General features: G+C 44.1%; 22 protein-coding genes. 6 read left to right on the top strand and 16 right to left on the bottom strand.

All coding sequences use genetic code 11. From position 1 onward, the window contains the following. Positions 1-9 precede the first annotated feature (9 nt). Positions 10-1,323, bottom strand: coding sequence for a sulfatase family protein (locus tag G460_RS0108475; protein ID WP_026954948.1), 1,314 nt, complete (start codon positions 1,321-1,323; stop codon positions 10-12). A 71-nt stretch (positions 1,324-1,394) separates the two neighbouring features. Further along, the gene (locus G460_RS0108470; RefSeq protein WP_026954947.1) at positions 1,395-1,955 is read right to left on the bottom strand and encodes a YdeI/OmpD-associated family protein; all 561 of its coding nucleotides are present in this window, start codon (positions 1,953-1,955) and stop codon (positions 1,395-1,397) included. 160 nt (positions 1,956-2,115) lie between these two features. On the opposite strand from G460_RS0108470, the gene G460_RS0108465 reads away from it, so the two are divergent. Next, positions 2,116-2,832 (top strand): 3-ketoacyl-ACP reductase, encoded by a 717-nt coding sequence (locus tag G460_RS0108465; RefSeq protein ID WP_035464133.1) that lies wholly within the window; start codon positions 2,116-2,118, stop codon positions 2,830-2,832. 73 nt (positions 2,833-2,905) lie between these two features. On the opposite strand, the gene G460_RS0108460 is transcribed toward G460_RS0108465, so the two are convergent. From G460_RS0108460 to G460_RS0108440, 5 genes are all read right to left on the bottom strand, one after another. Next, a complete protein-coding gene (locus G460_RS0108460) occupies positions 2,906-3,355 on the bottom strand; it encodes a DoxX family protein (RefSeq protein WP_026954945.1) in 450 nt (149 codons plus the stop codon). Between the two features lie 90 nt (positions 3,356-3,445). Then, positions 3,446-4,027: a Crp/Fnr family transcriptional regulator gene (locus tag G460_RS0108455; protein ID WP_026954944.1), complete on the bottom strand. Its 582-nt coding sequence runs from the start codon at positions 4,025-4,027 to the stop codon at positions 3,446-3,448. Between the two features lie 21 nt (positions 4,028-4,048). After that, entirely contained in the window at positions 4,049-4,375 is a 327-nt protein-coding gene (locus tag G460_RS0108450) for a DMT family transporter (RefSeq protein WP_026954943.1), read from the bottom strand. A gap of 49 nt (positions 4,376-4,424) precedes the next feature. Then, complete coding sequence (locus G460_RS0108445; protein WP_026954942.1) at positions 4,425-5,330, bottom strand: helix-turn-helix domain-containing protein; 906 nt, start codon at positions 5,328-5,330, stop codon at positions 4,425-4,427. Between the two features lie 7 nt (positions 5,331-5,337). Then, positions 5,338-6,093 carry an SDR family NAD(P)-dependent oxidoreductase gene (locus G460_RS0108440; RefSeq protein WP_026954941.1) on the bottom strand — a complete coding sequence of 252 codons (756 nt, stop codon included), beginning with the start codon at positions 6,091-6,093 and terminating at the stop codon, positions 5,338-5,340. A 191-nt stretch (positions 6,094-6,284) separates the two neighbouring features. Between G460_RS0108440 and G460_RS0108435 the strand changes: the two genes are divergently transcribed. Then, the gene (locus G460_RS0108435) at positions 6,285-7,808 is read left to right on the top strand and encodes a DUF1593 domain-containing protein (protein WP_026954940.1); all 1,524 of its coding nucleotides are present in this window, start codon (positions 6,285-6,287) and stop codon (positions 7,806-7,808) included. Positions 7,809-8,020: 212 nt separating this feature from the next. Here G460_RS0108435 and G460_RS0108430 read toward each other — a convergent pair whose 3' ends face one another. From G460_RS0108430 to G460_RS0108390, 9 genes are all read right to left on the bottom strand, one after another. Further along, the gene (locus G460_RS0108430) at positions 8,021-8,845 is read right to left on the bottom strand and encodes a PAS domain S-box protein (RefSeq protein ID WP_026954939.1); all 825 of its coding nucleotides are present in this window, start codon (positions 8,843-8,845) and stop codon (positions 8,021-8,023) included. 287 nt (positions 8,846-9,132) lie between these two features. Further along, a complete protein-coding gene (locus G460_RS0108425) occupies positions 9,133-9,468 on the bottom strand; it encodes a HopJ type III effector protein (RefSeq protein ID WP_026954938.1) in 336 nt (111 codons plus the stop codon). 102 nt (positions 9,469-9,570) lie between these two features. Next, positions 9,571-10,122 carry a hypothetical protein gene (locus G460_RS0108420; RefSeq protein ID WP_026954937.1) on the bottom strand — a complete coding sequence of 184 codons (552 nt, stop codon included), beginning with the start codon at positions 10,120-10,122 and terminating at the stop codon, positions 9,571-9,573. A 145-nt stretch (positions 10,123-10,267) separates the two neighbouring features. After that, positions 10,268-11,554, bottom strand: a complete 1,287-nt coding sequence (locus G460_RS0108415) for a nucleoside hydrolase-like domain-containing protein (RefSeq protein WP_026954936.1) — start codon at positions 11,552-11,554, stop codon at positions 10,268-10,270. 65 nt (positions 11,555-11,619) lie between these two features. Continuing rightward, positions 11,620-12,018: a putative quinol monooxygenase gene (locus G460_RS0108410; protein WP_026954935.1), complete on the bottom strand. Its 399-nt coding sequence runs from the start codon at positions 12,016-12,018 to the stop codon at positions 11,620-11,622. 42 nt (positions 12,019-12,060) lie between these two features. Further along, positions 12,061-12,372 carry a helix-turn-helix domain-containing protein gene (locus G460_RS0108405; protein ID WP_026954934.1) on the bottom strand — a complete coding sequence of 104 codons (312 nt, stop codon included), beginning with the start codon at positions 12,370-12,372 and terminating at the stop codon, positions 12,061-12,063. After that, positions 12,356-12,727 carry a type II toxin-antitoxin system RelE/ParE family toxin gene (locus G460_RS0108400; RefSeq protein WP_245578712.1) on the bottom strand — a complete coding sequence of 124 codons (372 nt, stop codon included), beginning with the start codon at positions 12,725-12,727 and terminating at the stop codon, positions 12,356-12,358. Before G460_RS0108400 ends, G460_RS0108405 begins: the two co-directional genes overlap by 17 nt. An 87-nt stretch (positions 12,728-12,814) precedes the next feature. Further along, on the bottom strand, positions 12,815-13,924 hold the full coding sequence (locus G460_RS0108395) for an FG-GAP repeat domain-containing protein (protein WP_035464130.1): 1,110 nt from the start codon (positions 13,922-13,924) through the stop codon (positions 12,815-12,817). A gap of 280 nt (positions 13,925-14,204) precedes the next feature. Next, positions 14,205-17,363, bottom strand: a complete 3,159-nt coding sequence (locus tag G460_RS0108390; protein WP_026954931.1) for a PVC-type heme-binding CxxCH protein — start codon at positions 17,361-17,363, stop codon at positions 14,205-14,207. A gap of 344 nt (positions 17,364-17,707) precedes the next feature. On the opposite strand from G460_RS0108390, the gene G460_RS0108385 reads away from it, so the two are divergent. From G460_RS0108385 to G460_RS0108370, 4 genes are all read left to right on the top strand, one after another. Further along, the gene (locus G460_RS0108385; protein WP_051315978.1) at positions 17,708-20,806 is read left to right on the top strand and encodes a SusC/RagA family TonB-linked outer membrane protein; all 3,099 of its coding nucleotides are present in this window, start codon (positions 17,708-17,710) and stop codon (positions 20,804-20,806) included. A 43-nt stretch (positions 20,807-20,849) separates the two neighbouring features. Further along, positions 20,850-22,358: a RagB/SusD family nutrient uptake outer membrane protein gene (locus G460_RS0108380; RefSeq protein ID WP_026954929.1), complete on the top strand. Its 1,509-nt coding sequence runs from the start codon at positions 20,850-20,852 to the stop codon at positions 22,356-22,358. Between the two features lie 208 nt (positions 22,359-22,566). Further along, the gene (locus G460_RS0108375) at positions 22,567-25,254 is read left to right on the top strand and encodes a c-type cytochrome (RefSeq protein WP_026954928.1); all 2,688 of its coding nucleotides are present in this window, start codon (positions 22,567-22,569) and stop codon (positions 25,252-25,254) included. Next, positions 25,251-26,063 (top strand): 3-keto-disaccharide hydrolase, encoded by an 813-nt coding sequence (locus G460_RS0108370; RefSeq protein WP_035464128.1) that lies wholly within the window; start codon positions 25,251-25,253, stop codon positions 26,061-26,063. Before G460_RS0108375 ends, G460_RS0108370 begins: the two co-directional genes overlap by 4 nt. Positions 26,064-26,127: the final 64 nt, after the last annotated feature.

Genomic DNA, 26,127 nt, shown 5'->3' with positions numbered 1-26,127 from the left:
CTTTGTGAATTATCTGATGCCCTCAAATTGCTTCAGTGCCTTCGATAATTCTTTATGGGCTCTTTTGGCATTTTTGTCCTGCAATGGAAAAACTAGTGGTTTCTCTTCGAACCAGTCTTCTTGGATATTATAAAATTCCCCACTGGCATAGAGTTTAAACTCTTTGTTTCTGACAAATTCCTTAAGACTTTCCATATCTCCATTTCTGGTAAACCAGAAGTAGGTCCAATCTCTTGGATTGCCTTTTTTACCCATCATTTGAGGAAGAAAACTCACCCCATCAACCGGAAGGGTTTTAGGTGTTTTCACGCCTGCGACATCCATTAGCGTTGGTAAGAAATCGCTGAAATCAATCAAATCATCGCTTTCTATTCCTGGGCTGATTTGTCCTTTCCACTGCACTACAAGTGGAACATGGATTCCATTGTCGGTTGTTTTGGATTTGCCTCCAGGGAATTCCCGACCTCGGTACTGAGATACTACTGGTGCATCTGTACCATTGTCCCCTGTGAAGATGATAATCGTCTCCTCACTCAGTCCCAATTCTTCTACTTTGGCAATGATCTTTCCAACGGTCTTATCCATGTAAGAAACCATATCTCCGAAATATTGCGCGTCTCCCTTGTAGGTAGGCGAACCTGGACTGCTAGGATCCCAGTCTTTGGAGTCTGGTGTCGGGACAAAAGGGCAGTGTGTGATGATCATGGGGTAATAAAGGAAAAAGGGCGAATCCTGATTCTTTTCCATAAAATCGATCAAAAAGTCGCTCGTCACATTTGTAGAAAATTGTCCGCCATCATAGTGCTTGGCTACTCCATTATGTTCCAAAACAGGATTGGAATAGCGGGTGTCATGGCCATTTTCATCCGTAGCGCCCAGCATGTGCTGCCACAGAAGAGATTCATCAAAGCCAAAATGCTGAGGGGAATCTTTGTCCTTTCCCAATTGCCACTTGCCAGCGATGGCGGTTTTGTACCCGGCATCTTTGAGCAGGTTTGCAAAGGTCGTCTGGCTACGATCCAGCTGGCCAAAGACAGTGTAGTTTCTCACATTGTATTGGCCTGTCATGAGCTGAACTCGAGAAGGAGTGCAGAGAGGCTGGGCAAAGCAGTTTTCGAATTTTGCGCCATCAGCTGCCATGGCATCGATGAAGGGAGTTTGATAGGAAGTTCCCCCATAGCTGCTGATCGTCTCTATTCCCAGATCATCTGCCATGATCAGGATGATATTTGGTTTTCGATCCTGTGCGTCGAGAGAAAAACTAAAAGTAAAAATCCCAAGAAATAGGATAATCAATCGGGAATGGTGCAGCTTTGACTTCATAAAGCAAAAATATACTTTTTAGGTATTTTGCCCTAAAACAGGATTGTTAAATCAAAGGTTTTAGAATTGTCCTATCGGTATTTGTCATTGAGCCCCTTTCCTTCCAGGATCATCGGGATGATTTTTTCCAATCGGCTCAGTTTGGTAGCTTCCCTTTTTGCCTCGTTGATGTATTCGATGTATTCCTTTTGTTTGAAAGGTGTCAGTGCTTCAAAGGATTCTTTAAGCTTGGTATTTTCATTTAGTTTTTCTTCCAAAAGAGAAGGAATCTCCACTTCTCTACCTTTTTCAGGCTTCCAGGACTTTCCGTCTTTTTCATTTTGGATGGCTTCTTTCAGATATTCTAGGATTTTTACTTCATCGATATCTTCTGTGGATTCAAATCTCCATTGACGCATCGCTTTGGTTTTGCCTTCTTGGGCATTGACTAGTACTTGGTATGGATCTGAGAGAAAGACCCCATTGTAAAACCATAGCGCAAAATGATTTTTCATACCTATGAATCCGGCGACATTCTTTCCATTGACGGTATAGACAGGCATTCCCCATTTGGTGGTTTCGACCAGTTCAGTTTTGGAGAAAATGTCATGCAATTTGCTCATAGCTTCGGACCAAGGGTTGTTTTTGGGCATAATTGGAGGAGATTCAAAGGGTGAAATTCGTTCTTCGGAATGCGAAATGCTCATCCAAAATAGGCAATGAAATTTTGAAGATCAACTCTGCTTAAAATTCCACTATCAGGGATCAAAACAACCAAAGATTTGGTTCACTAGTCATAAAAACATTCAAATCATGATTTCATTAAAAGGAAAAACAGCCATCATCACAGGTGGCAGTCGCGGATTGGGGAAAGCAATAGCGACACTTTTGGCACAGGAAGGTGTGAATATCGGTATCACGGGAAGAAATGAAGAGCAACTCAAGTCCGTAGCTCTTGAACTGCAAAAACTTGGCGTGAAGGCTTCATTTGAAGCTTTTGATATCGCAAGTGAAGATGCCGTCAAGTCCGGGATCGATGCTTTGGTATCAGAGCTGGGAGGCGTGGATATTTTGATCAACAATGCCGGAATCGGCAAAATGGGAACTTTAGAAGCCATGTCCTCAGCGGATTGGCAGGAGGTGATTCAGACCAATTTGTTTGGGGTTTACTATGCCGCAATGGCAGTTTATCCTTATTTGAAAGAAAAAGGAGAAGGTGATATCGTCAATGTAGCTTCGACTGCTGGATTGAAAGGTGGAGCTCATATGTCAGCCTATGCGGCATCCAAGGCGGCTGTGATCTCACTTTCGCAATCCATGATGGCTGAGTGGAGAAAGCAAAATATCCGTGTGATCACTTTGACTCCAAGTACGATAGCTTCGGATATGAGTATTCAGGCGGGATTGACGGATGGAAATCCGGACAAGGTTCTTCAGCCAGAAGATTTCGCAGAGTGGGTGAGGGATATTTTGAAAATGAACCGACGTGCGCTGATTGCGAATGGTTCTATCTTCTCTACCAATCCCTAATTTTTGAAACCCAGCAAGCACCTCTCTACAGAGTTCGTGCTTGCTGGGTTTTTATTGACAAGCTAGCGGGCTCTCATCTTACAGCCACCAAATAGGTCCAGGCAATAAATAACATTTGAAGGGGAACTCTAAACCACAGATAGCTCAAGCCAGGTCCATCTAAAGTACCTTTTTGATAGTTGATTTGCTTGATTGATGCTTGAATATTAGCAGGAAGGACTAGGATCAAAAACAAAATCAGTAGCCATCCGGTCCAAACCCTCAATGCAGGAACAAAGAGTCCGATAGCTGCAGCTACTTCCAGCAGTCCTGTGAGATACACCACAGCTACTTTATTGGGTATAAAGTCGGGCACCATCATCGCCATTCCCTTAGAAAAAGCAAAGTGTCCGATCGCTGTGAAAAGCAACATAGCCGACATTGCGATTCTGCCAGCTTCAGCAAGTTCAAAAGTGCCTTTGGATAGTTTAAATCCAATTAGTGAAATCGCAAATACCAGCAGAAGTACGATCAGAGGTTTCATCTTTTTTTTACAAAAATCGACGTTTTGAGGTTTGCGGTAAATGAACCTAGGTTAATAAATCAAGGAAAAGTCACTGACCTTTTGCTGGATTTAGTGTGAGGATGCAAGTCTCTTGCGAATGCGGCTGAGAGCTTGCGGCGTGACACCAATGTATGAAGCGAGGTATTTCAATGGTATCTGCTGGACAAGGTGAGCTTGTTCAGAAAATAAATTGAGGTAGCGTTGTTCTGCCGATTCTGTCAGAAGGGAAAGCTCTCTTTTAGACTTTTGCAGGAATAAACCTTCGCTGGTCTTTCTGCCAATTAAATTTCCAATTGCTGTTTCAAGGTAGATTGATTGCAAATCATCAAAGCTGATTCTCCACAGAGTGGCAGGAGTGAGGCTTTCGATGTGGTAGTGAGAAGGAGATTGGGTAAGAAATGAACTATACCCACTCATAAACTCCCCTTCAAATGCAAATGCAAAGGTCAACTCATGTTCATCTTTGGAATGATAGAATCGAAAAATACCTGACTCTACAAAGGATAAATAGGGTTCTATTTTTCCTGATTTGAGTAAGACGTGTTTTTTTGGAAAGTCCTGTCGCACGAGTTTGGAAGCAAACATTTCCCAGTCTTCGGCGGTAAGCGAAACACCTGCTATTAAGTCAAAATATCTTCTGATGTTTTCCAAAACAATTTCATTTAATCAAACTCAGTGTGAAACTGCCTTCAACCCGATGATCGATGCGATCAAAGTACTGATAAAGAATACCCTCCAAAAGGTAGCGGGTTCTTTGAAGATGAAAATGCCAACTAGCACTGTTCCTACAGCTCCTATCCCTGTCCAGACAGCATAAGCTGTGCCGATGGGAAGAGTCTGAGTGGCTTTGATGAGTAAGCTCATACTGATGACTAAAGCCACCAAAAATCCTCCATACCAAAGATATTGCTCGGTATCGATGGTCTCTTTTGCTTTACCCAAACAGAACGCAAAAGCCACTTCAAATAGTCCTGCAATAATCAAAAGGATCCAGTTCATGACCTCAAAAGTATTTTTTCCAAAGGTAGGGATTTATACCGCAGAGGAGTCAATTGAATGAAGCACGATATTCTAGTGGAGTTTGATTGGTTTTGGATTTGAAGAGTTTGCTGAAGGATTGTGGATGCTCAAACCCTAGCGCGTAGGATATCTCACTGACCGAAAGCTGAGAAGTGGATAGCTGGACTTTGGCAGCATCGATGATGAAGCGATGTAGGTGCTGCTGCGTACTTTGACCGGTCTGCACTTTGAGCATGCTGCTGAGATAGTCTGGAGATACGTGGAGCCTGCTGGCGATCTGCTGTACATTGGGTAGGCCGTTCTCGAGGATTTTTTGCTCTTCAAACTCCTCCTCCAGTATCTTTTCAAAGCGATCCAGCAGTTCGTGGTTGGAGACTTTCCGTGTCAGGAATTGCCTTTGATAAAACCGATCTGCATAGTTGAGCAAAAGCTCAATTTGATTGAGAATGATCTCTTGGCTAAACTGATCCAGATTGGCTTGGTATTCTGATTGGATATTGGATAGGATCGTCGTGATTACTTTCTCTTCCTTTTCAGATAGGAATAGAGCTTCCCGCACTGAATAGTTCAGAAATTGGTATTTTTTGATCTTTTTGCTCAGTTCGGAGCCAAAGAAAAAATCAGGATGGATGGCCAAGATCCATCCTGATGGTTTTTTGTCGGAAGCTTCACCCTGCTCAATGGTGATCACCTGATTTGGTGCAAAGAAATTCATCAGACCTTCGTCAAAATCATAAGTTTGCTGGCCGTATCGGTATTTTCCGACCACATCTCTTTTGAGAGAAATGGTGTAGAAAGTCTGAACCCACTTGAGCTCTCCACTGGATGATTGATGGGTGACTTTGCTATAATCAATCAAGCTGATCAATGGATGCTCCAGGGAAGACTGACCGGTAAAGCGGTGAAAATCACTGATAGAATTGAGTCGTTCCATATATTTTCTAGATATTTTGGCCTCCAGACACTTCGATTCGTTGGGCATTGACCCATCTGGCTTCTTCGGAGCATAGAAAGGCCACTACTCCTCCGATATCTTCTGGCAAACCTACTCTTCCCAATGCAGTGCTATTTGAGACATGTTGGTTTAGTTGTGCATTGTCTCTGACAGCTCCGCCTTGAAAATCCGTTTCAATGGCTCCCGGTGCCAGGGTGTTGGCTGAGATTCCTTTTTCTCCCAGCTCTTTGGCGAGGTAGCGTGTGAAGACTTCTATGCCACCCTTCATCATCGCATAAGCGGCGTAGCCGGGTAGAGAAAATCTCGCCAGACCTGAGGAAACATTGATGATGCGACCTCCGCGATTTATGCGAGGGATTGCCTGTTGGGTCAAGAAATATACTCCTTTTAAGTGGATATTGACCATGGAGTCAAATTGATCTTCCGAACTGTTCTGAATCGTCTCGTAGATTCCAATTCCTGCATTATTGATCAGAAAATCAAAATTGGATGTGTTTTTGGTTTCTTGAAGCCAGTGGTCCACTTGTGCCAAGAATGAGGCAAAAGCATCCACTCGAGAGGTGTCTAGTTGAAAAGCCACTGCTTTGGTTCCTAGCTTCTCTATCTCCTCCACGACTTGATAAGCCATTTCTTTATTGCTGTGATAGGTGAGAATTACATCGATTCCTCTGGATGCCAGGCTCAAGGCCATGTTTTTACCTAGACCGCGACTTCCTCCTGTGATGATTGCTGTTTTGTTCATTTCTGTTTTTGTTTTTTTGACTTTACAAAAATGAGGTACATCCAAGTAGAAGTTTTAGCCAAATCCGAGGGAGACTTAGCCATTTTCAGGAAATGGGTAAAATCCCTGTTTGGCTAGGTGTCAAGGCCTCACTTCAGCAATTGTTATTTCGGCTTCATTTCTTATCTTATTTCCCTCAAACCCAAAAACCTATGAAATCAATCTACTCGTTGATTCTTCTTGCTTTGTTGTTTGCTTGTCAGCCAGAGACTCAAACTCAAAAAGAATCTTCTCCAGAACCTTCCTCTACAAAACCCCGAACCATCGTCACGACAGATGGGGAGATCGATGATGTGGACTCCTTTATCCGCATGCTGCTTTATGCGAATGAATTTCGGATTGAGGGATTGATTTACTCTTCCTCTATGTGGCACTACAAAGGAGATGGTGAGGGGACACTTTTTACCTCGGAAATGGAAATGACCAAGAATATGTACGGGGCAATTCCAGATTTGAGATGGCCGGGAGTGGAGTGGATGAACCCGCTGCTGGACGCTTATGAGACGGTTTACCCCAAACTCAGTCAACATGCGGAGGGTTTTCCAACGGCAGATCATTTGAGAAGTCTGGTCCGTGTGGGAAATATTGATTTCGAAGGAGAAATGGAAGTAGATACTGAAGGGTCGGATTTTATCAAAGCCAAACTGCTCGATGAGGAGATGGAGCCGCTGTATCTACAGGTTTGGGGTGGTACAAATACCATCGCCCGTGCACTCAAATCGATAGAGGATCAATATAAAAATACGCCTGAGTGGACAAGCGTCTATCAAAAGGTAGTGGACAAAGCCATCATTTATGCGATTCTAGATCAGGATGCTACTTATCGAAAATACATTGCTCCCAATTGGCCGGATCTGAAGATTTTCTACAATTCCAATCAATTTTGGTGCTTTGCTTATTCGTGGAAAGCTGCTGTGCCTGAATCCCAGCATTATCTCTTTGAGGGGGAGTTTATGGGAAATGAGATCATCAACGGTCATGGGCCACTTTTGAAGCAATACTATAGCTATGGTGATGGCCAAAAGCAAGAAGGAGATGATGAGCACATTCATGGAGATCCGACCAAATTGGAGAATGCACAATGGGGGACTTTCGGTATCTATGACTTTATCTCTGAAGGGGATTCTCCAGCTTACCTACATTTGATCGATGTGGGACTGGATAATCTGGATCATCCAGAGTGGGGTGGCTGGGGAGGTAGATTGGTTCAATCCGCAGAGCAACCTAACCGCTGGGAGGATGGAAAAGAGGTGCTGGACTATAATCCTTTTACAGAAAAGCTAGATGCTACTTATCCTCAGATCCGTTGGGTGGAGGCGATCCAGCAAGATTTTGCTTCAAGAGCAGATTGGTGCGTGATGGACTTTGCTGATGCCAATCATGCTCCGGATGTGAAAGCATCCGGTGCTTCACGGCTGTATGCAAAAGCAGGTGAGACTTTGAATCTGCAAATAGAAGCTTCCGATCCGGATGGGGATGCTTTGACTACACAGTTTTGGGTGTACAAAGAAGTGGGTACGTATGGAGGAGAGGCTGTTTTAACTCCCAATGGTAATCAAGTAGAAGTGAAACTGGATCCCAGCTCAACTGGTCAACTCCATGTCATCGCTGAAGTTTCAGACGATGGAACACATCCAATGACGAGGTATGTGAGATTTGTGGTAACTATTGAATAGAATGGTTTGGGTGATTCAGCCGAGCTAGATTTAAAATTTGAACTGGGAAAAGTTTGATGATATGCTTGCTTACAGAAAGTAGTTGCTTTCGGTTTTTAGAACGGTGTGAAAGTAACACTTATCGTTAATGAATCTCACGGAAGTGAAGGAACTATAAAGTCAATTCTACAGGGTGATATGGTTGCCACCGTTGAACCTGTTAGTCTATTGGCTCATTCACCTGAAAATAGCATTTTCTGGCTGATATCTTTGAGCGCTTGGTCAAGCTCTTCGCCAGAGACTTTGAGATTGCGAAGCAGGGCGTTTCTTTCTTGGTCTGTCAATTCATGCCCTTCTTCAAACAATCCGGTAATCCCCAGAATCCTTGCTAAAGGAGCACGAACCAAGTGACTTTGCTCAGAAGCCAGTTCGCGAAGCTGCTTGTTGTGGTCTTCGAGCTTTTTGAGAAAATTGACGTGATCCGTGATGTTTTGAAAGGCGACAATATATTCTTTCTTAGAAGGAGATTTGGTTTCTATTCTCGCTCCGTAGCCTTTGATGATGATTTCTGCACCTGATTTACTGAGGAGATGCTTGGTGAAAATAAAGCCATCCTGATGGGTTGAGTTTCGGATGTACAGTAGATTTTCAAGGTCTTTTTCTTTACGGTGCTCAGGGGTATGGTGATTGAGATGCTTGCCCAATAACTCATTGGGATGGTAGCCGGTAAGCTTTTCAATATTGGGACTGACTTCTGTGAAATAGCCCTCTTCATCCACTTTGAGGATACCCAAATTTGGATTGGTGAAGAGCAGCTCCAGCTCCTTTTTGCGATGATTGACCCGGTCAAATAGGCTTTTGGTCAAAAAGTAAATATAAACCCCGGTGGCAATGACGAAGAAAATTCCTTTGGAAAGTTGGAATTTGGTCATGGAAATGATGTCGTCACTGAAAATGTAGGTAGTGACCTTGTCACTTAAAAAAATCCAAAGCACTCCCAAACTCAGGTAGCTGAGTGAGATGACTTCGGCTTGATGGAGTCTGATTCGTTTTCCCATGGAGTATTTTCAATCATTCCCTTCAGAATGAAGCGTAATAATAAGGAAGCAGAAAGTAAACTCCAACAGCTGCCTATGCAGGAATGGCAGCTGTAAAGATTTGGGTGCGAGATCCTAACGGAGAGGGTTGGGGAGATATCGTTTTTTTACCAGACAAAGTGCGAAAAAAGGCTTGTAACCTGCTCAATCTCTTGTCTTGGAATAGGCTAGATTTAATTCCTCTTCTCACAACTTAAATTTCACCAGGGTTAGGCTAGAGCCAATCATCCCTGTCGAAAGTATTGCAACTATTTCTTTATCAGTGCTTCTCCTTCGAACTGGATTCCTTCCCAGCCTAGGTTCATGAAGTTTCGGATATTTAGATGGTCTGTTCCAGACGGATTTTCCAAAACATCTTTTCTATAAAAGTCTCCAAAAAGTGACAAGGTCTCTTCTTTGCTCAGGTCCTTCAGCTTTGCAAATGAGAAAATTTTGCAACTTCCATTGTTTTGGCCAGCTTCATTGATGGTTTCGCCATTGACAAAACGCGTAGGGGTAAAGTCGTAGTTGGCATCGATATGAGCGATGACTTCTGGAAACGTGATACTTGCTGGTGATTTTTTGATTTGGGTGATTAAATCCATTGGATGCTAATTTTCCGGCAAGTTGGGGAATTATTGTTTTTTAGACCAAACAGTTTGCAAAAGAAATTGTGCCTAAAGAATGTGAATGGTCAGAAAAGAGACTTACTGATTTTCCCAATCCAAATCTCGCTGTATTAACTGATGTGTGTTTTTTCGATCTTTTTTGCGCTGCTTGGCTTTTTGCTTTGCTCCGGTTTTATTTTTATCCGTGTAAAAAACCATATGATATTCCGTAAGCCAGGAATCTTGTCTGATCATCAGTCCATCCATAGGGCAGTCGGGATGTCCACAGTTGTGCTTGGAATGATCCCCAAAATTGCGATGCTTGATTCTCTTGGCTGCTAGGATTTTCTCTTGATTTTGCTGGATAGTTCTCCAGATTTGTGCTTCGTCAGCGACGGTCAGTTCCTGGCCAAGAGTTTCCAGTTCAAAATAAGTTCGTGGGTCTTTGACTTGTAGAAACTCATAGGTTTTTCCAAAGATCGTGTTGGCAAAATCCTTAACTTGGATTTTCTCATCCAAGCTCAGTTGTTCATTTTCCAGGATAGAGCGATAGAGTCCGAGGGTATTGAAATCTGAGTAATCTTTGTGATTTTCGATGCAGCGGATATACTCCGGAAGGCTAAGCTCGTTGAATTTTCGATCTAATTTCATTTCGACTTCAAGCTAGTGATTTAAGAAATACGAAGTACAATTTGCGAGGGACAGAGTAGTTTTAAACCTTTCCATCCATTCTAACACCTTCTTTGTATTTGGTACATGGTACTTTGTACTCATTACCGCATACCAAAACCACCAACTATTTAAGCCAGCTCCATCGCCGAGCCCAATCTTCCAAGATGTCATTTCTCCATCGAAAAATGGTTTTTCCTCCCTGAAGTTTACCGTCAAAATCCTCGGTTTTGCTAGAGTCCGAATACCAGTTTTCTCCTAAGGGATAATCATCCCTTCCTGCTTTACCTGGCCAAAGATTGTTGACCACTAGCTGTCCATCGCCCTCTGGAAATCCCGGAACATCTGAAGTAAATCGAAACTTCAAGATTTCGGCTTGTTTGGGAGCATAGCGGAGGCTGTAAGTCCCGTCTCCCAAGTAATAACCCGGCCAGACTTGCGTGTCTTTTTTATAGGGAACTTCCATCCAAAATACAGCAGAATCCGCAGGTACGTCGATTTTGGGGCCTTGAAGTCTATACTCGACCACGGTGCAAAAAGCGACCGAATCCTGCAAATTCGTATTCCTTTCATAGATGGCACGTGCACTTCGCTGGATAGGTTCGAAGCTTCCTCCCCAACTCTCGCCTGTGGGATCATCCGCATCACCATGCATCAGATAGAGTAGGGAAGGAGTGTCTCCCATTTTGATTTCTCCATCATAATAAGCTTTGAAATCTTCACCCAAATGGCCTGCACCTTGGATGTGCTGTTGGTAATAATCCGTGGTTTTGATGACATCAGGTTCCTGATTGTTGGAGAAAAAGCCATAGTAGCTGGAGTTGACTTCGATCATGTAGAGATCCGGGAAATTGGCAGCGATATAGGCATAGCTATTGGCCGACCATTTTTTGTTGGGACCACCTATCCAGTACACTCGGATGTTGTCTTGGATATAGGGTGAGTCATGCAGTGCCTGTGCTACATCTTCCAGCCCACCCCAGACCAATACCCAAAGCGGTCGGGGATCTTTCTTTTTCGCAGCTTGTATGATCCAATCAGAACCTTCGGTGGCGCTGATATATCCGGTAAAAGGAGCAGCTCCTCTTCTCCCCTGTTTGGTAATGGATCTGAGAAAATCAGGCTCTGCAAATCCGCTTTTGTGTTGTTTGAGTTTAGGAAGATCCTTTTCGTAGAGAGCTATCATACGTAGGATTTCCTCTTTATTCCCGCTGCCGTAGGATGGAGATGAAACCAGTCCCTCCAAGTCGAACAGATCAGAATACATCAGCAGATGCGCCATGCTTTGATTGTCGTCCGGATCTGTTCCGCCTATGTCAGTAGAGATCAGGACTCGGGGTTTAATTTGCTCTTGTGCCAAAAGAAGTGTAGAACAAGAGCAAAAAAGAATAAGAGCAAAAATACGCATGGCCATTTGAAAGGAGGTTTTGCTTCGAATAAATGCAGATGATGCTAAAAACTATCCTGCTCTACCCGATTTCAAGGATTTATTTTCCTGAAGATAGCCGACATGCTAGCTGGATCGATGGCACTCATGTCGATAAGACGAAGGGACTGAACCATGTGAAGCGTGGAGTTTTTGTATTCCAAAAAATGGGGAGTTTTCAAGTGGCTTTCATAGGCTTCCCGACTGGAGTAGATTTCCAGCAGACGGATTTGGGTGGGTTTTTCCTGCTCATACATGGGATAAATACAGATCACTCCCGGCTCAAGTCTGACAGAAGCCTCTGCTTCTTTTTTGAGAATGGAAAGATACTCATCCAAATGCTCGGGGGAGATTTCGAGTTCGGCGATGCGAATCATGGTGCTACTTTCTGGAGACTGTGCCAAAGCAAAATGAGAGAAAAGCAGCAGGGTCAGGCAAAGCAGGTTTTTCATGGTGTGAGTCTTTCAGTGTGGGAGAAATTGTTGCATTACTTCCTAATTGCCGATTTTAATATTCAGCTCAAGTTTGCCGCCAAAACCAAGTTCAATGATTTTTTGTAGAGTCGATATTCTAGCTTCTTTGAGGTTGTTTTCAATTTTTGAAATATAAGATTTAGAGGTGCCTACTTTCTCAGCAAGCTCTTCTTGGGTCATCCCCAGCTCTAGTCGCGTGTCATGAATTAAAGCACCAATCTTGAAGGCTTCATAGCCAGCCTCCAACTCATCTCTATTAGCAGTGCCTGCTTTCCCGTAATTCTTTTCCTTAAACTCTTCCAGGGATATCAAATTTTTATTTTCGGCTTTCATACTCTGATTTTATTTTCAATGCTAATTCTATTTCCTTTTTAGGTGTCTTTTGAGTCTTCTTTTGAAACCCATTGGCAACAACAATTAGTTTTCCTTGATCAAAAAAACAAAAAACTCTAAAAATATTACTCCCAAATTGAACTCTGATTTCATAAAGTCCATTCGTGTTTTCCAGATGTTTGAGATATGTTTCAGGTACTCTTTCCAACTCTTCTATTAATTCAAAAGTCCAAATTATTTTTGCTTTGACCTTTTGGTTTTGTTTGGAAAAGAAATTCTGGAAGTAATCTCCAAAAAATGTTATTTGCCTATATTTCTGCGGTTTATCCACATTGCAAATATAGGTATGTTTCACTAAAGTGAAACTAGATGTTTTAATTCTTCTATGACTGCAATAGTAAAATGGGAGGGGGTTAAATACTCTAATCGGAAAAGTGTAAGCCTACCTCTGCCAAAAAACGACTAGTCCGTCCTTGCCTGCTACGGCTATGTCCAGCTTCCCATTTTGATCCAGATCAGCGACGGAAAAATACAGACCCGAACCTTTGCCTTCCAGTGCGGGGCCAAAGGAAATAATGTTTTTGGTAAAAGACTCGCCGTTCCACTTGAAATAATACAGCCCTACTTCGTCCAATCCTCCCGGATCTTTGCCATTATGTGCCCGGTAGCGCTTTCCTGTGACCAATTCTGACTGTCCATCTCCATCCAGGTCCACCCATTCTATGGTGTGATATTGGGATTGAAAAGGGTCAATTTCATGTTTGACAAAGTGACGCTTGCCTTCCGCGATTTTTTGCTCCAGCCAAAAAAGTCCATAGCCATGTCCCTGTCCGACGATCAGGTCATTCAGTCCGTCCTGATTGAGATCGGTGACGATGATCGGGATGCTGGCATCACCCAATTCAAAATCCTCATGGAGCGTCCATTTTCCGGTTTTTAAATTACTGGGAGCTTCCAGCCAACCTTCAGAAATGATCAAATCTCCACGTCCGTCCCCATTCACATCACCAAAGCCCAAGCCATGTCCTTGCGTGTCGTGTACCGGGTATTTTTCAAACTGATCTGGACCAATCTTCTTGTAATAAGCCAGTGGTTTTCTAGGAGTGTTGGGAACAATTTCCAAAGTTCCGTCTCCATCGATGTCCCAGGCGCGGGTGGTCTCTATATTTCCTGTTTCGGCAATCAGATGCTCTTTCCATTCGGATCCGTCACCTGGGTTTTCCTTCCAGATGAGTCTGCCTTCAAACCATCCTCCGGTGACAAAATCCATCTTTCCGTCTTCATTGACATCCATGGAGATGGTAGAAAAATCCTCGTAATACTCTCCATACCGCTTGACCTGACCGATCAGCTGCCTCTCTATAAATGCTGGCCCTTTGTACCAAAAACTACCTGAAACCAAGTCCAAATTTCCATCTCCGTCCACATCAAAAATACCCACAGACTCATAGCTCTCACTGGCAATGTTTTGTCGGGAGAAGTTCAGGTTCTTACTTTGTGAAAATGCTCCAAACGACAAGGATAGGAGTAATAAAGTAATAGGATATTTCATGGGTTTGATTTTGGAAGTACGACTAGCAGACAGCGGAGAGATTTACGAAGTACGAAATACGATTTACGAGGGGCAGAGAAGTTTTTTATCGTTTAGCCCAAACCAGTGATTTGGTACTTTATACATGATACTAAACACTTAATACTAAATACTACATACTAAATACCAATTCAAGCAGCAGAGCAGTTTTTTACATTTCATCCCTCTCTGAACCCCTACTTTGTACTTGGGACATGGTACTTTGTACAAAATACCACATACCATCTACCAAATCCCTCAATCAATTCCCCTCCATCGGATGTGCTTTCAGCAGTTCACTAGGATTGTAGAAGCCTTCTTTATCCTTGATTTCTTCTCTCACTTTTTTGACCAAATCTGGGGAAATAGGAGAGGCTTGATTGCCAAATGAATTTCTTACAAAAGTCAAGACAGCTGCCACCTCTGAATCATCCAGCATCCCCTCAAAAGGGGTCATTGGCACCTGGCCTGGATAGTCTTTACCTGCGACAGTAATCGGCCCGAGCAGACCTTTTAATACGATCTTGATTAACCTTTCCTCGTCCCCGATGACCCAAGGGGTGTTTTTGAGCGGAGGAAAGCCAGAGGATGTCAATCCGCCTCCGTCTTCCTGATGACAGGTAGCACAGAATCCTTCTCGGGCATAGATTTCCTTGCCCAAAACGAACAATTCTCTATCCGACCCTGTAAGTGAAGATTTGATGTCTTCTTCTTTTTTCTGAGAAACAGAAAGGCCATTGAGGTGAGCAACGGCTGTTTCAAGTGTCCGAGGTATCCATGTGTGATCATTTTCTTGCTTTTCGGCAGCAGCCAAAATCGGAGTTCCTACCTCTCTTGGTAGCCAAGAAGCTGCGGCAATAGCCTCGATTCTCACTCTACCATTCGGGTCTTGTACAGACTGCATGAGTAGTTCTGCTTGATCCTGCACCTGATGGCCGGTATAGCGTACTACTCGTGTGGCGGCAGCTCTGACTCGGTAATCTTCTGATTTTAGCAGTTGTCTAAGCAAATCCTGATTGACTTTATTGGCTCCCCAAGTGACCCAAAGCGCTTCAAGACGGTGATGTTCATAGTTCGGATCATTTTGGTCCAATTCAGAAACCCATTTAGTCACCGCTTCATATACTTCCTGTGTATCTCTTCCTCTCAATTCACGCTTTGTACGATAGCGGGTTCGGTATTCTGGAAGCTTTAGATTTTCCAATAATTCTGGGATGCTGGCTCCATCTATGTTGGCTGGAGTGATCAGAGGTCTAGCAGGATAGGTCACTCGATAGATTCGGCCATGTACGTGATCTCTGAGCGGATCACGCGCATTGTGCTGCATATGACCAATCAGAATATTGTGCCAATCTACCACGTACAGTGATCCATCTGGAGCGATCTCCATATCTACAGGACGGAAATTTCTATCTGTAGAGGTGATGAGATCTTGTCTCCACTGCGACTTAAAACCGACCGTGTCCTCGATCATTTGGTGTTGTTTTGTTCCCAAAAAGCCAATAGTGTTATTGATGATCAAGTCACCTTGGACTTCATCGGGAAAATGTCGGCTGGAGATGAATTCCAATCCAGAAGTTGGTCGTACCAAATGGGCTTTTTCCACTAGGTTTGGCCCTTTGTAATTCCCGTTGCCATAGCGAGGAAGAGTAGACCCGGGAAGCATCCAGTTGACATTGGGGCCTGAAGTCTCTGCGTAGAAATTTTGTCCCCACTCATTGAAGGCAATGCCCCAAGGGTTCGGGATTGATACTTGATTGACACGTTCTAGTTTGTGCCTTTTGGGTTCGTAGCGATAAAAACCTCCATTTGATGCTCTCACTGGACCGTAGGAAGTCTCTACATTGGTATGTAGAAATACTCCTTCGCCCATAAATATGGCTCCACTTTCATCAGTGGTGAAAGCAGAGATTGCATGGTGGGTGTCGTGATCATCAAAACCTGATAAAAGGATGGTCTTCTTATCAGCTTTGTCGTCACCGTCGGTGTCTTCCAAAAAGATCAGATTGGGGCTTTGGGAAACATATACTCCGTTAGCGGCAATTTCAAATCCTACCGGAATGTGAAGATTGTCAGCAAAGGTGGTTTGCTTGTCAGCCTTTCCATCACCGTCCGTATCTTCTAGAATAATCAATTTGTCCTGAGGTCGGGCATCTCCTGGTTTGTAGTGCGGGTAGCTCGGCATGGTCGCTACCCAGAGTCTTCCTTTATTGTCAAAGGAAAGCTGAACAGGGTTTGCCAAATCAGGGAATTCTTGCTCCGAGGCAAATAATTCGATTTTGTAGCCTTCTGGTACCTTGATTGTCTTCAGAGCATCCTCACCATACAGGTATTCCATGCTGCCATTTGCTTCAGGGTTGTAGTTTGTTTCTACCTCAGGCAGACTGCGGGTTCTGGCATCTGCAGTGGTCAGATCAAATGTTTTGCCCAGATTAGCTTGCCAGATAGCAGAGTCCCGGATAGCAGTCATTTGACGGATTTTTTCCAATTCGTAAGGATAGTTGTCAGGGCCAAAGGGGTCGTATCTTCTTCCAAAAACGTGAACTCCGTTTGGAATTTTGTAATCATTGTGCCACATCCAGTTCTTTTCCTGCACAGCCTGATGGATAAGGTCTAGATTTACATCCTCTTTCCTTTTGGTATCGCCATAAAGCTCATCGGCTAAAAATTCACCAAAAATCTGATAGCCTTGTTCAGTCAGTTGAGTTCCGTCTATCGTCAAAGGTTGAGCTGCAGTTCTATACCAGTCTAGGCTGGCATCGAATGCATTGACGAAAACCAAGTCATATTTTTGTGCGATTTCCCTCATACCTTCTGTGTAGAGTTTCAGCATGGGATTTTCTTTGGTGCCATTTGGCACATCTAGGCTTTCTGAGAGATCTTCATAAGCTATCGGAGAGACCAATGCGATCTGAGGAGCTGCTTTACCATTGTATTGCTGGCTTTGGGTATGGAGAATCCAAGCTTCTAATTCATCCTTATAATTTTGTAGTTTTTCTTCCCCTTGAAATGATTCATTGAAACCAAAAAATCCTACCACGACATCTGCCTGAGTTCGAGTGAGCCATTGATCAGGTTTTTCTAAAAAGCCAATACTGCCAGAAGGAGTTGCGAATTCCTCTTGGAAATCTTCTGCGCCGGGAAAGGCCCAAGGATCATTGATCCCGGATCTTGGGCGGAAACCTGGGGTATCGCCGGGATCGGCCATATTTCGAATGACCAGTGTACTGTCAGGGTAGCGGGCATGCAGTTCGGTTTCAAACCAGCCAAACTCCATCATGCGGGAAGCCAGATTATTACCGACGAGGGTAATGTGTTGATTTTTGGTAAGCTGAAGAGTCTTTTTTTCGGCACAGGAGGAGGCGAATGCAAAGACAATTAAAATCAGGGCAGCCAAGAATGGCTTGTGGGGGTAGTTCATGGATTAAAAGTGATTGAATCTTAATATTAGGTAGTTTGCCCTAGAATCTCAAGATATTTTTAAGAAAGGGCTGATCTTAGAATAATTACAAATAATAACTGGGAATTACCTAATTAAACACACGAATCTATCCTGCTCTCTCATGGAAAGTTTTGAAAATAAAATAAGTGGTAGAAAATGATAGATGAAGCAGTAGAAATCGAGGATTTGTGGTAGTGTCCTGTTCTATCCTGTGTTTTAAGTATTGATAATCAAATATTTATGCAGGATAAGACAGGATGGGCTTGGCGGGTGAAAATGCGAGATTGAATTGAAATTTTATACCTAACACTAAACCCGCCAATATGAATAACCTCTATCTATTGAGAGGGAAGATCCGATTTTTAGGGATCTTGTCTCTTCTGTTATGCTTGAGTTTTACAAGTTTTGGGCAAGCCCAAACTGTCTCCGGCGTAGTCGTATCGGCACCGGACAATGAGCCCGTTCCGGGTGCCCTGGTTTCTATTAAAGGAACCCAAAATGGAACTGTAACTGATATCGATGGGGCCTTCAGCTTGCAGGCTGCTCCAGGCAGTATCTTAGTCGTCAGTTTTGTCGGTTTTGTGACGCAAGAAGTCGCCGTGACAGCCAACCAATCTCCACTTTCTATTTCTTTGGAGTACTCTACCTCAGACCTGAGTGAAGTGGTCGTCGTCGGCTATGGTAGCCAAGTCAAAAGGGAAGTTACCGGAGCTGTCCAGACCGTCAGTGAAGGGGAGCTGAAGGACATGCCCGTGTCTTCCGTGGCTCAGAAACTTCAAGGTCGTATGGCCGGTGTCCAGATCAATCAGACCACGGGTAAGCCCGGTCAGGGAATGAACGTACGGATTCGTGGACAACTTTCTGTTTCTGGTGGTAGTCAGCCACTTTATGTTGTGGATGGTTTTCCGATCACAGGAGACATCAATCAGATCAATCCGGACGAGATTCAGGATATCACGGTCCTAAAAGATGCGGCGTCTACCTCTCTATATGGATCTAGAGCTGCCAACGGTGTGGTTTTGATCACTACCAAAAAAGGAAAAGCAGGTCAGACCAATGTCAGTCTAAACGTGTATACAGGTTTCCAAAGTGTTCCTGAGAATGGCAGACTGGAAATGATGAATGCAGAAGAGTTTGCTACATTTAAAAAGGAATACTACGAAGCAGCCGGGCAGGCAGTGCCGGATATTTTTCAAAACCCTTCAGAATATCGCAACAATACCAATGACTGGTATGATGCCATGCTACGAAATGCTCCAATTTCCTCCTATAATTTGACTGTGACTTCCAACAAGGAAAAAGTCAATACCGCGGTGATAGCAGGTATTTTTGATCAAGATGGCGTCGTAGTAGGGTCTGATTACAAGAGGTTTTCCCTTCGGATGAATACCGATTATCAGCTTTCTGATAAAGTAAATATTGGCGTGAACCTGGCACCAAACTATGTGGTGGACAATACTCCTCGGACAGACGGTACACGTGGAACTGGGATTTTGTTCAATGCCCTTCACACTTGGCCAATCATGCCGATCTATGACGAAAATGGAGAACTGACCAGTTTCAATCAATTACCGGCCAGCACAGGGAATATCTACGCTTACCCCAACTGGGTAAGATCAGCTGAGGAAATCACCAATGAAACCCGCGAAGTCAATATCCTTGCGAATACCTATGTGGAGTGGAAGCCGATTCAGGGACTATCACTGAAGTCAACCTTCAATGCAGAGATCAACCAGTCGAAGTACTTCTGGTTTAACCCATCTACAGCTACCGCCAATATCAACGTAGCTATCCCAACTGTAGCGGTGTCCATCCGAGATCATTACAATAGTCTTTCTTGGTTGAATGAAAATATCGCAACCTACACCAAGGCTATCAATGACCATAATTTTCAGTTCTTGCTTGGTTTTTCCAATCAGAGATTCAGAGCAGAAAGTACAAGAGTACAAGCTGATACCTATGCAGATGACCGGATTCCTACGATTCAGGGTGCCATCAATATCAACCGTGGCGGTACCAACTCCGGCGTAGGAGAATGGTCTTTGACTTCCTTGTTCTCTAGACTGACCTATAATTATCAAGGTAAATACCTCTTCACGGCTTCTGTCAGAGGTGATGGATCTTCCCGATTTGGCGAGGACAATCGTTGGGGTGTGTTCCCTTCGACTTCTGTCGGCTGGGTGATGTCTGATGAAGGATTTTTGAATACCAGTTCCACTGTGTCCTTTGCCAAATTGAGAGCGAGCTACGGGGTGACTGGTAACAATAATATCGGTAACTATACCCAGTATGCATTGGTAAATAATACGATCAACGCAGTTTTTGGCGATCAGGTAGTGCCAGGTGCCGGGGTGACTTCATTGAACAACTCAAACTTGGGTTGGGAAACAACCTCTCAATTGGATGTCGGATTTGAATTGGGTTTTTGGGATGACAGAGTCTTATTTACTTATGACTATTACACCAAAAACACCACCAATTTGCTCTATGCGGTGCAGATCCCTCAAGAGTCTGGTTTTACCAATTATAATGACAATATCGGAGAGATTCATTTTTGGGGACATGAGTTTTCGATCAATACGGTCAATACGACTGGGGCATTCCGATGGACTACCAATGCCAACCTTTCTATCAATAGAAACAAAGTATTGGAGTTGGCAGATGGGATAGACCGGGTGTATGGTACCTATCATATTACGCAGGTAGGACAGCCTTTTGGTCAGTTTTATGGATTGAAAAAACTCGGGAACTACATGAATGCCGAGGATCTGGCAAGCTCCCCAATCATACCAGGCAGATCTACAGTTGGTAGTATCAAATTGGAAGATGTGAATGGAGACGGTGTGATCACATATGGTGGTGACAATGATGACCGGACGATCATCGGGAATCCTTTCCCGGACTTTACTTATGGCTTGATCAACAATTTTTCTTACAGAGGTTTTGATGCCAGTATTACGATCAATGGCTCTCAGGGGAATCAGCTTTACATGAGACACTTGTATTCTACTGCCAATTTGGACGGGGTGTTCAATATGGTGGAGAAAGTGTCCAGAAGATTCAAATCTCCGGAAGATCCAGGTGATGGAATCTTTGGTACCTCTACTGGAGGTGGTAATGTGACTGGGGTGGAGCGTGACTGGAACAACAGCAACTTCGTCTGGGATGCTTCTTTCTTGACCATCCGAAATATCACGTTGGGCTATACTTTCTCGAATATTTCAAAATCTCTAAAATCAGCCAGGGTTTACCTTTCTGGTCAAAACATGTGGATTTTCACAAAGTATTGGGGAGGGTCCAATCCTGAAGTCAGTATGCAGGATAATGGCAATGGAGATGGTGGCAACTTGAGCCCTGGTGTGGACTTGGCTGCGTATCCAGTACCACGTACTATCACCATCGGAGCAAATATCAATTTCTAAACATGAAACTGATCTCAATCTCTAACCCAAAATGAAAATAACAATGAAAAAATATATGCTAGCCATCGCTGCTGTCGGGATTATGTGTAGCAGTTGCGATGATTTCTTGACAGTGGTGCCAGAGACTCAGCTGAGTTCGGCCACATTTTTCAAAACAGAGGCGGATTTTGAGCAAGCTGTCAATGCTGCTTATGCTCCCCTTCGGTCCATTGTGAACGACAGGGCTTATCGTCTGGCGGAGATGCACTCCGACAATACCTATTATGGTAGAAATGTACTCTTTGGAGCAGTGGATCCTCAGGAGGATTTGGCGGACTTCTCTGTCGTCGAATCCAATGGGGTGACAGCCAATGATAATATCCTGCAGCAGTACAGACTGGACTATCTCATCATCTCCAGAACCAACCAGATTTTGGCTTTGATCGATGAGGCTGATATTGATCAGGCTGTCAAAGACAATGTAAAAGGACAGGCACTTTACCTGAGAGCCTATGCTTATTTTGAGTTGGCCAGATATTTTGGTAGTGTGCCTTTGCATCTCACTCCGGTGGCTACCAGAGAGGAAGCGGCATTGCCACTCTCTTCAGAAGATGAAGTGTATGCGCAGATCATCAGCGATCTCGTGACAGCAGTACCGCTTTTGCCTCCAAAATCCCAGCAACAGCCAGGTCGTGTGACTTCAGGTGCTGCGAGGACTTTATTGGCCAATGTCTATGTCAATAGAGAAAGATGGTCCGATGCCGAGACTATTTTGACCCCGGTAGTGACCAGCGGAGAGTACATGCTGATGGCTTCTTATGAAATGGCTTTTTCTGATAATGCCTCCAATAAAAACAACGCGGAGTCAGTGTTTGAAGTGCAGTTTTTGGAAGGGTCAGCAGGACTGAACGGAAACTTCTTTTATCAGATGCTGCCTCGGCCTCTATTGGCTGATGAGTTGGCTCCCTTGACTGGGACTATCAATCCCCAGCCGGTGGATGGTGAAGGGAATAACATTCCTACTCCAGACATCATCGCTGCCTATGAAGATGGAGATGAGCGGGAAGATGCTTCTATTGGCTACGTCTTTTTGTCCAGTAGTTTCAGGGATGAGAAGACTTATCCTTATATTAAAAAATATGCGAAGCATCACTCGCAGCACAACAATACCGGGACTAACTTCCCGATCTATCGCTATTCAGAAGTATTGCTGTTTATGGCAGAGATCCTCAATGAGCAAGGAAAAGATGGCGAAGCCAGAAACTACCTCAATCAGGTGCGGGATCGTGCAGGTCTAGGGCCTGTCAGCAGTGGTGGTGCGGAGTTGGCTGAAGCGATCTTCAGAGAGCGGAGAGTTGAGCTTGCTTTTGAAAACAAAAGATGGTTTGATATCCAGAGAAAAGATAAGATCGAGGAGATCATTGTGCCTTACGGACAGCGAATTGTAGCCAATCCTTTGGACTACTACTATCCGCCGATCGAAGGTGCTGTGCCACGCCCTCAAGTCTTCACCAATTTGAGCAAATTCTATCCTCTGCCTGCAGCAGAATCAGATTTGAGTCCTTATTTCTAAGCTGGTTTATTGTTTGTAAATAGCCCGTATTCCAAAGGAATTTTGGCGAGTTCCTGCGGAATCGGGTTATTTTTTGGCAGATATGGCAGGATAGTCAACAAAATGATAAGTAGTAAATAGCCTTTGTGAATGGCATGAGAAAGCCTGATTTTATTTGCAACTTGATTATGTCGTTTTATAACCCTGAAAACAATAAATCCTTCTTCCTATGATTTTAAATAAACTGACAAAATCCCTGGCTTTTTTAGTAGGGGTCTTGGTTTTGGCCAGCTCCTGTGAGCAAAAGGAACCTGAGACCACCCGGAAGCTGACTGGAATTCCTAAAATAGATAAGTTGAAACTTCCCGATGGATTTGTGGCAGAGCTGCTATACAGTCCTGGGGAAAATGAACAAGGTTCCTGGGTGGCGATGACTTTTGATGACAAAGGTCGGATGATCACAGCGGATCAATACGGATTTCTCTATAGATTGGAGTTGCCTCCGATCGGTTCGGACTCTACTGTAAAACCCAAAGTGGAAAAGCTCATCATCGGTGGAGTCGATGAGCCTCAAGTAGGGATGGGGTACGCTCAAGGGCTTCTGTATGCTTTCAATTCCCTGTATGTGATGGTCAATCACCATTCCAATCAGATTTTTGAGAAAAGCACCGGACTCTATCGAATTCAGGATTTGGATGGAGATGATCAGTTTGAGACAGTAAGTACAGTAAGACTTTTGGAAGGAGATCCCGGAGAGCATGGGCCTCACTCGATGAAGCTTTCTCCGGATGGCAAATCAATCGTTCTCTCAGCAGGAAACCATGTGGATGTGCCAGAGATGGACAGCTATAGACTTCCAAGAGTTTGGGATGAGGATAATTTGTTTCCTCTGATCAAAGATCCACGTGGCCATGCCAATAACAGAATGGCACCAGGAGGATGGATCGCCAAAATCGATCCTGAAGGAAAAAATTGGGAATTGATTGCGGCTGGTTTTAGAAATGAATTTGACATCGCTTTCAATGAAGTAGGGGACTTGTTCACCTATGATTCGGACATGGAGTGGGATTTTGGAATGCCTTGGTATAGACCGACCCGTATTCTTCATGTGCCAAGTGGAGCGGAATTTGGATGGAGAACAGGCAACTCAAAATGGTCTCCCAACTATCCGGACAATCTTCCAGCACTTGTCAATATTGGTCAGGGTTCACCTACCAACGTGATGTTTGGAACAGAAGCCAACTTTCCAGATAAGTATAAAAAAGCATTGTATGCTTTCGATTGGAGTTTTGGGATCATCTATGCGATGCATTTGACACCAAATGGTGGTAGCTATGATGCCAAGGCCGAGGAGTTTATTTCAGGTTCGCCGCTACCGCTGACTGATGGCACGATTGGTCCTGATGGAGCGATGTATTTTGCCACAGGTGGTAGAAGGTTGGAGTCGGACCTCTATCGAGTTTACTATGATGGAGAAGTGGATACGTACAAGCCTTTGACTTTGGCTGATATGCCAAATGAAGCAAAAGTCAGAAGAGAATTGGAGACATTCCATGTAGCTGGAGCTCCAGCAGAAGGTTTGGAAATGGCTTGGAATCATTTGGATAGCAAGGATAGATTTGTGCAATATGCTGCAAGAATTGCTTTGGAACATCAGCCGGTCGCTAGCTGGAAATCCAAGGCGTTGGAAGAGTCAAATGCTGTGAAAAAGACGCAGGCAATTTTGGCCTTGGCACGTCATGGAAGTAACTCTGATGCGGTTCCGATGCTGCAGTCGCTGATGGATATAGACTATTCAGGCCTTTCTGACAAAGAAAAACAGGATCTATTGCGTACTGTAGAGGTGATCCTGTATCGCTATGACGCAGCTGCCAATCCTGTCAAAAGTGATTTGGTTGCCTATTTGAGCCCTAATTTCCCTTCTAATGACAATATGCTGGACCGCTCCCTTGCTGTTTTGCTGACTCATCTGGATGCACCTGATGCGGTAGAAAAGACTCTTGCGCTTTTGAAAACAGCCAAAGATGATGCGGATTATCAGAAGACATTTACGGCATCTTCGGATCTGGTATTTAGAAATCCGCAGTACGGAATGGACATTGCTAATATGCTGGCAAATGTGCCACCGGCTCAGCAGACTTATTTTGCGACCGTATTGGGAGGGGCTGATCATGGATGGACTCCAGAGCATAGAGATGAGTACTTTGCCTGGATCAAAAATGCTTTCCAATACAAGGGAGGAAGAAGCTACGTGGGCTTTATCGATCGGGCTAGAAAAATGGCTCTTTCTCATGTGCCTCAGGCAGATTTTGCCAAATACGACGAGATGTCCGGTGCGGCTCTATTGACTTCCAATGGCAATGATATCGCCAATACGGGTGTTCAACCTGAGGGACCCTATCGCCGTTGGACTGTAGAGGAAGCAGTTCCAGTGGTGGAAACGCTAGCAGGAAGAGATTTCGTCAGAGGCAAAGCCATGTATGCTGCCACGCTTTGCTCCTCTTGCCATACCATGCAGGGAGAAGGTGGAATCATCGGTCCGGATTTGACGCAATTGGGTACTCGCTTTTCCAAAAAAGACATCTTGGAAGCTACTATCAATCCTAGTCAGACCATTTCTGAGCAGTATCATGCGATGGTCTTGGAGCTCAAAGAAGGAGGCTCTATCGTCGGAAGAATCACAGATGAGGATGACACCAATTATTATGTGTCACAAAATCCATTCTCTCCGGATGATATCCGTACGGTGGCTAAAAGCAGCGTATCCTTTACCAAAGAGTCTGATGTGTCCATCATGCTTCCGGGTCTGATCAATCGACTCAATGAGGAGGAATTGAAAGATTTGATGGCTTATTTGATCTCTGGAGGCAATGAAAATCACAAAGTGTTTCAGAACAACGCAACCGCAGAAAAATGAAAATGAAATTTCTCAAAAAATACATGATGGTGGAGGTAGTGGGGCTGTCCATAGTCTTAGGCAATGGACTGCTCCAAGCTCCTGCTTCTACTTCAGACTTTCAGGGACCTCGCTACAGCAAAGACCGTCTGGAAGCAGAAGCTGAATTTGAGCCGATCTTTAATGGAAAAGACCTGACAGGCTGGGAGTATGATCCGGTGTATTGGTCAGTCAAAGATGGGGCGATCGTCGGAGAAATCACTCCCGAAACCGTCCTGAAAAACAACACCTTCATCATCTGGAAAGGTGGAGAAGTGGGAGACTTTGAGTTGAAACTGGACTATTGGATTTCTGAAGTGGGTAATTCCGGAATTCAATACAGAAGCGACCGCTTTACGGAAGTTCCTTATGCTCTGAGAGGCTATCAAGCCGATATCGATGCAGCCAATCGCTATACTGGCCAAAACTACGAGGAGAGAAAAAGGACAACGCTAGCCTATCGTGGTCAGAAAACTGAGATCAGCGCACAGCCAGATGGCACAGATGTAAGAGGCTATGTGGAGCGAAATGCCTGGAAAGGTCTTCATGTCACCGAGGAACTCGGAGATCGGGAGGCTATGGGCAATCTGATCAAAAAAGGAGAATGGAACTCCATCCATCTGATCATCAAAGGGAATGTCATGCAACACTACGTCAATGGGACGCTGATGAGTGAAGTACATGACGAGGATGAGAAAAACAGAATGCTTTCGGGTCTTCTGGGGATGCAAGTCCATGTGGGACCGCCCATGATGGTCAAGTTTAAAGATATTCAGTTGAAAAAATTATAAAAAAAGGGTCTGAGAAATCAGACCCTTTTTTTTGCTTAAATCTCTTAGTTTTTGATCAACGGCA

Origin of the sequence: Algoriphagus vanfongensis DSM 17529 (assembly GCF_000429465.1) — a bacterium.
In the GTDB taxonomy this organism is placed as follows: Bacteria; Bacteroidota; Bacteroidia; order Cytophagales; family Cyclobacteriaceae; genus Algoriphagus; species Algoriphagus vanfongensis.
This window is presented reverse-complemented; position numbering and strand designations above follow the sequence as displayed.

Excerpts from the sequence above, each read along its gene's own strand:
- G460_RS0108475 (WP_026954948.1), bottom strand. The coding sequence starts at position 1,323 with ATGAAGTCAAAGCTGCACCATTCCCGATTGATTATCCTATTTCTTGGG.
- G460_RS0108470 (WP_026954947.1), bottom strand. The coding sequence starts at position 1,955 with ATGCCCAAAAACAACCCTTGGTCCGAAGCTATGAGCAAATTGCATGAC.
- G460_RS0108465 (WP_035464133.1), top strand. The coding sequence starts at position 2,116 with ATGATTTCATTAAAAGGAAAAACAGCCATCATCACAGGTGGCAGTCGC.
- G460_RS0108460 (WP_026954945.1), bottom strand. The coding sequence starts at position 3,355 with ATGAAACCTCTGATCGTACTTCTGCTGGTATTTGCGATTTCACTAATT.
- G460_RS0108450 (WP_026954943.1), bottom strand. The coding sequence starts at position 4,375 with ATGAACTGGATCCTTTTGATTATTGCAGGACTATTTGAAGTGGCTTTT.
- G460_RS0108445 (WP_026954942.1), bottom strand. The coding sequence starts at position 5,330 with ATGGAACGACTCAATTCTATCAGTGATTTTCACCGCTTTACCGGTCAG.
- G460_RS0108440 (WP_026954941.1), bottom strand. The coding sequence starts at position 6,093 with ATGAACAAAACAGCAATCATCACAGGAGGAAGTCGCGGTCTAGGTAAA.
- G460_RS0108435 (WP_026954940.1), top strand. The coding sequence starts at position 6,285 with ATGAAATCAATCTACTCGTTGATTCTTCTTGCTTTGTTGTTTGCTTGT.
- G460_RS0108430 (WP_026954939.1), bottom strand. The coding sequence starts at position 8,845 with ATGGGAAAACGAATCAGACTCCATCAAGCCGAAGTCATCTCACTCAGC.
- G460_RS0108425 (WP_026954938.1), bottom strand. The coding sequence starts at position 9,468 with ATGGATTTAATCACCCAAATCAAAAAATCACCAGCAAGTATCACGTTT.
- G460_RS0108420 (WP_026954937.1), bottom strand. The coding sequence starts at position 10,122 with ATGAAATTAGATCGAAAATTCAACGAGCTTAGCCTTCCGGAGTATATC.
- G460_RS0108415 (WP_026954936.1), bottom strand. The coding sequence starts at position 11,554 with ATGGCCATGCGTATTTTTGCTCTTATTCTTTTTTGCTCTTGTTCTACA.
- G460_RS0108410 (WP_026954935.1), bottom strand. The coding sequence starts at position 12,018 with ATGAAAAACCTGCTTTGCCTGACCCTGCTGCTTTTCTCTCATTTTGCT.
- G460_RS0108405 (WP_026954934.1), bottom strand. The coding sequence starts at position 12,372 with ATGAAAGCCGAAAATAAAAATTTGATATCCCTGGAAGAGTTTAAGGAA.
- G460_RS0108395 (WP_035464130.1), bottom strand. The coding sequence starts at position 13,924 with ATGAAATATCCTATTACTTTATTACTCCTATCCTTGTCGTTTGGAGCA.
- G460_RS0108390 (WP_026954931.1), bottom strand. The coding sequence starts at position 17,363 with ATGAACTACCCCCACAAGCCATTCTTGGCTGCCCTGATTTTAATTGTC.
- G460_RS0108385 (WP_051315978.1), top strand. The coding sequence starts at position 17,708 with ATGAATAACCTCTATCTATTGAGAGGGAAGATCCGATTTTTAGGGATC.
- G460_RS0108380 (WP_026954929.1), top strand. The coding sequence starts at position 20,850 with ATGAAAAAATATATGCTAGCCATCGCTGCTGTCGGGATTATGTGTAGC.
- G460_RS0108375 (WP_026954928.1), top strand. The coding sequence starts at position 22,567 with ATGATTTTAAATAAACTGACAAAATCCCTGGCTTTTTTAGTAGGGGTC.
- G460_RS0108370 (WP_035464128.1), top strand. The coding sequence starts at position 25,251 with ATGAAAATGAAATTTCTCAAAAAATACATGATGGTGGAGGTAGTGGGG.